Here is a 5,285-nt window from a genome sequence, read left to right on the forward strand (position 1 = left end):
TCTCTTCTGACAGGTTTTCTCTGTTTATTTGAATTTTCGAAGCAAATCTAGGCAATGTTTCTTTGTAGATGTTTTTATCCCTATTTATGTATTTTGGAGCAAGTAGACATTTTCTACTTATAATCAAGTCTCCTGCCAGGTCCGACTTGTTAAATTTCTTGTTAAGTCCTGCGCATATTACAACCGGGAATTCCAGACCCTTACTTTTATGTATAGTCATAAGCCTGACTACATCGTCGTTTTCTCCCAGTATTTTTGCAGTCATCATGTCTCCTGAAGAGTTTTTAAGTCTGTCAAGGTATTCAATAAAGTCCGAAATACCTGAATATCCATCCTTTTCAAAGACACCTGCCCTGTCGACCAGAAGCCTTAAGTTTGCCTGTTTCAGGTTTCCGTTTTTCATAAGACCATTGAAATAATAATATTTAGTATCTATCATTATTTCCCATATTAGTCTGCTCATATTCATGGTCCTGGATTTGAATCTCCAGTCCTCGATTTTTTCCTTGAAAACTTCTATTTTCCTTTTTAGATATTCATCTTCTAGATTGTCACTTTTAATTAATGCCGTGAAAAATTCTCCGTCCTTCTTCAAACTCCTTACCTTTATAAGCTCGTCAATAGAAAACCCTGCAATAGGAGATCTCATGACACTTATTAGGGGAATGTCCTGCTTGGTATTGTCAATGATTCTTAAAATATTCATCATAACCTTAATTTCAACAGTATCAAAATAACTATTTGATACATCGGAATAAAAAGGTATCCCTTCGTTGTAGAAGACATCTTCAAATACGCTTGCCCAATTGGCGGCAGACCTAAGAAGTATTACTATGTCACTATATCTGATTTTTCTCCAGTTTTTGTTCTTTGCATCATAGGTTTCACTGGTCATCAAGGTTTTTATCTTATCCGCTATGAATATTGCTTCAAGCTCGTTTGTTTTAAGCGCCAGAAGCTCCTGGTCCATCTCCTCAAAATCTCCTTCATCATCCTCTTCTGATTCAGCAAGCTTCTTTTCAATTACATTTATTTCCAGAGATTTTTCCCCTGCTTCAAAGGAAGTCCCCTTGTAAAGATATGCATCCTCGTTATAATCAATTTCACCCAGCTCTTCATTCATGAGTTTGCTGAAAAGATAATTAGTGAAATCAAGTATTTCACCTCTGCTTCTGAAGTTCTTGTTCAAAAGAACAAGGTTGTTATTATCCGACGATTTTCCGTAGCTGTGATATTTTTCTATAAAAAGCGTAGGATCTGCCTGCCTGAACCGGTATATGCTCTGTTTCACATCACCAACCATGAACAAGTTGTTATCCCTTTTTACCTTGCTAATCAATTCCTCCTGGATTCCGTTACTATCCTGGTATTCATCAACATATATGTATTCGAACCTGTTTCTATAGTACGCCGAAGCTTCATCCTCTTCAAGTATTTCAAGGGCAAGATGCTCAGCGTCACTAAAATCAAGAGATTTAATTTCCCTTTTCTTTTTTGTGAACTCGTGGTGAAGTTCCTCTACAAGACTATAAAGCACTTCCATTAGGGGATGCATAAATTCAAGATCTTTCAATATATTGGAATAGTCGCTTTTAGGCATGTACTTCTTCATTCCGTCAATGGTTTTCTTGTACTTGTCTCTTGAATATTTTACTTCTTCAATTGTGTCAGGATCAAACTGCTCCTTCTTGTCTCCCCTGAGAGTCTTAAGCCTTGGATGAGAAAGTGACCCCGCAGTCATGTAAAACCTTTCAAAATCATTTTCAAGTAGTTCCTGAAGGTGTAGAAGGTTTGACCGGTCTTCCTGAAGTGTGTCGAAATAAGGAAGGTCCTCTGGACATACAATCAGAGCATGCTTTAAAACTTCCCCTGCAAATTCAATGTACTTTCCTGCCTCTCTTTTAAGTATGCTTATCCACAACGTATCATCGATGGTATCCTTATCCACATCAAGCTGGTCAACAGCATTTTTTAGCCATTCCAAAGGGTTTGGATAGCTTAAAACCGTCCTGTAAAGTCTCTTCACCAAGCTTACTATCCTTTCGTCTCCCCTGTTCTCTGAAAAGGAGTCTATAAAAAGGAAAAAGTCACTGTCTTTTTCTGCATACTTTCTTTCCAATATCCTGTTTACAGTTTCTTCAAGAAGTATTCCAGAATCATTTGTATCCATTATCTTGAAATCAGGATCAAGGTCTATAAGATAGAAATATTTTCTGATTATATCAAAACAAAAAGAGTGCATAGTTGATATGTTGCTGCTTCCCAACTGACCAAGCTGTTTCTTTAGAAATGCACCGTTTTCTTCATCCATGGAGGAAATCATGGCTTCCTTTATTTTTTCCTTCATGCCTGAAGCTGCCGCATTTGTGAAGGTTACCACTAGAAACCTATCTATATTTATATTGTCGTCAACGACAGACCTTATTATCCTTTCAACGAGAACAGCCGTCTTGCCGGAACCAGCTGCTGCCGAAACCAGCAGATTTTTGCTTCTGTTGCTTATTGCTTCCTGCTGCTGTTCAGTCCATTTAATCATTCTCACCATCCCCTTCTTCAAGGATTTCCATTATTTCTTCTTTTTTCAAATATTTCAGCCTGTTGTATTCATTACCTTCAAGTGCATTGTCGAACTGACATATGGATATGAGGTCGCAATAGTCGCAGGGAATCCTGTTTCTGTATTTATAAGGCTTGATTTCAATCACACCTTTTGATATGCAGTCTGAAACTTCAATTATCTTTTTTTCAATTATATAGAGAAGTTTTTTTATATGTTCTTCCTTCAGTATCTTGGAAGTTGCAGAAAACTTTTCTTTTTTTGTTATCTTTATACTTTCCAGAACTTGCGAAGACCTGTTTTCAATAAAGTTTACATCCATCTTGTTTATAATTTTTATATCATCAATGGCATATCCCTTAAGTGAAAACCTTTTAAAGATTTCTCTATCAATATCTTCAGCATCGATTATATCACCATCCAGCATTGGATTGTCTATATGAAAATAGAACACACCTCCGAAGCTACCATTGTTTTCAAATATATTGCTGTTGTATTTGATTACAGCATCCATATAAAGAAAAAGTTGAATCTGTAGACCGTTTATAACATCGTTCAAATCTATGTTTTTATTGGATGACTTGTAGTCTATTATGTTTATATAAGATCCTTCATCTCCCTTATATACATCTATCCTGTCAATTCTTCCTCTAAGGTATACGGAACCCTTTTCGTTTTTAAGCTCAACAGGATTCATTTCATCTTTGCCCATACCAAAAGAGGCTTCACTGTAGACAGGCTTGAATTCACTGTTTTTCAACTGCTTCACAATACTGATAGCAGCCTTTTCTGTCGTAGATTCGATTTTAGACCTTATATATTTATTTCTATCACTGTCGTTTATGAGCTCATTGCTTTCATTTTCAACAGAAAACACAGCTTCCGATATGTTTTTTACTTCTTCCTTAAGCTGATCAGTATCCTTCTTTATAAACTCTTCGTCTTCAATTATTTTATTAGTCACTTCTTCAATTATTTTATGATAAAGGCTTCCAATATCCTTGTAATCTATTTTGTATTCCTCTCTTGCTACAGGCTTCAATCCGTTTTCGATAAAATACTTAAAGGGACAAGTGCTGTAGTTTTCTATGGAATATGGGGACATTTTAAGTGGCATGTTAAAAACTTCTCCAACAAGGTTTTCGTCCTCAATAACAGCTTTGTTGTCGTAGGACAATGCATCATCCATCAGACAAGAAAAATCATTGCTGTTTCCCCTAATCCAGTGGAGCAGATTCTTGTCCTTTATATCCATTTCACTACCGTTGATATTTTCCCTTATTTTTTCAGATATATAGTTAAGGGAAGGTCTTATTTTTTCAGGCATATCTCCCTTTTCAAGGATTCCTCCACTTATATTCATTTCAGGAAATAGGGATTTTATCCTATCCGCATAGGTTGAAGGTCTGAGAGTCCTACCTTCAACATCTCCCAGTGAATATGAAAATACAAGTCCTTCTCTTACTGAATTGATGATTTTTCCAATCTTAAATTTTTCCAGTGAAATGTCGTCGTTATTGCTGAACATTCCAGCTCCCTTTTCAATAAGATAATCCCGTTCATCTTCATAGAGTATTCCCTGGCTTGTATAAAGTGATGGAATAATGCCCTCATTCATTCCAACGAAATATACCTTCTTCTTTTCCACCAGCGTTTTCCCAATGATACCAAGTACCACACAGTCGTCTTCAGGAGGTATAATACTCAGACTGAATTCTTCAAAGCCTGTCTTTATTATGTCCCTGAATTCCCTGATTCCAGTTTCCGATTCACCTGAAATATTTACAGTCTGTTCAAATATTTCCATCATGGAATTCCATATCTGTGAATTCTCGTATGCTTCTTCAAACATTTCCCTGTTTCTCAATTCATAAGTTTCATTCTTGATTTTTTCATATATGTTTAAGTCAGTAATGATATGAAGTAGAATATTTATTTTTTCCTCCCAGGCAGACTCCCTCACAAGACCCTCAACATCCTTCAACAAATTGACTACAGATTTCCTTGAAACTTCCAGTTCCTCAATATTACCGGATCCGTACTTGAATTCCATCTTCCACTTGTATCCGCTGATTCCATATTTTATGGCATAGTTTTCAAGATCTTCGATCTTGCTAATTTCAAGGTCTGTATATCCACATTTGAGAAATCTTGCAATATCACTTTGTCGATAGTTCTTGATTCCTATGTCAAGAATGGACAGTATCATGGCTACCAGTGGATGGCTTATAATCTCTCTTTTCTGGTCTATGAAATAAGGTATCTCGTATTCAGAGAAAACCTTCTCCACATTGATTGCATACTGGTTTTCATCTCCAGTAACAAGGGCAATATCCTTCCATCTATATCCTTTGTCCCTTACATCGGAGATTATCATGTCCGCTGTTGTTTTTATCTCTTCGTAAGGATTTACTGCATAAAAAAAGCCAATGTTTTCAGGTTCTCTTTCATAAAAAACATTGTCGTAACCAAATATTGAGGAAGAAAGAAAACCTATATCATCCTTAAGACTTTTTCTTACTTCCATAAATATTTCTTCTACTTTAACACCGTCTTCAGAGAAAGATTTTAAAGCAGCAATCATTTTTTTGCCGGATTCAAACTCTTCCTGAATATCATCTTCAAAGTCATTGTCAGGAGGCAAGGTAACTGAAGCCACAGAATCCTTCGAATATTTCACAAGCTCCCTTAAAAACTTCATTTCATTGACAGTGAAGTTTTCGAACTC

2 protein-coding genes are annotated in these 5,285 nt (G+C 36.1%); both read right to left on the reverse strand.

The genetic code is table 11. The features are described from left to right. The coding region (addA, locus tag AC3AX0_RS06675) for a helicase-exonuclease AddAB subunit AddA (RefSeq protein WP_487549527.1) at positions 1 to 2,536 on the reverse strand (2,536 nt) is incomplete at its 3' end. After that, positions 2,529 to 5,285 (reverse strand): PD-(D/E)XK nuclease family protein (locus AC3AX0_RS06680; RefSeq protein WP_487549528.1); only part of this gene is annotated, 2,757 nt, incomplete at its 5' end. The genes AC3AX0_RS06680 and addA, both read right to left, overlap by 8 nt.

The sequence above is a fragment of the Dethiosulfatibacter sp. genome (genome assembly GCF_983023055.1).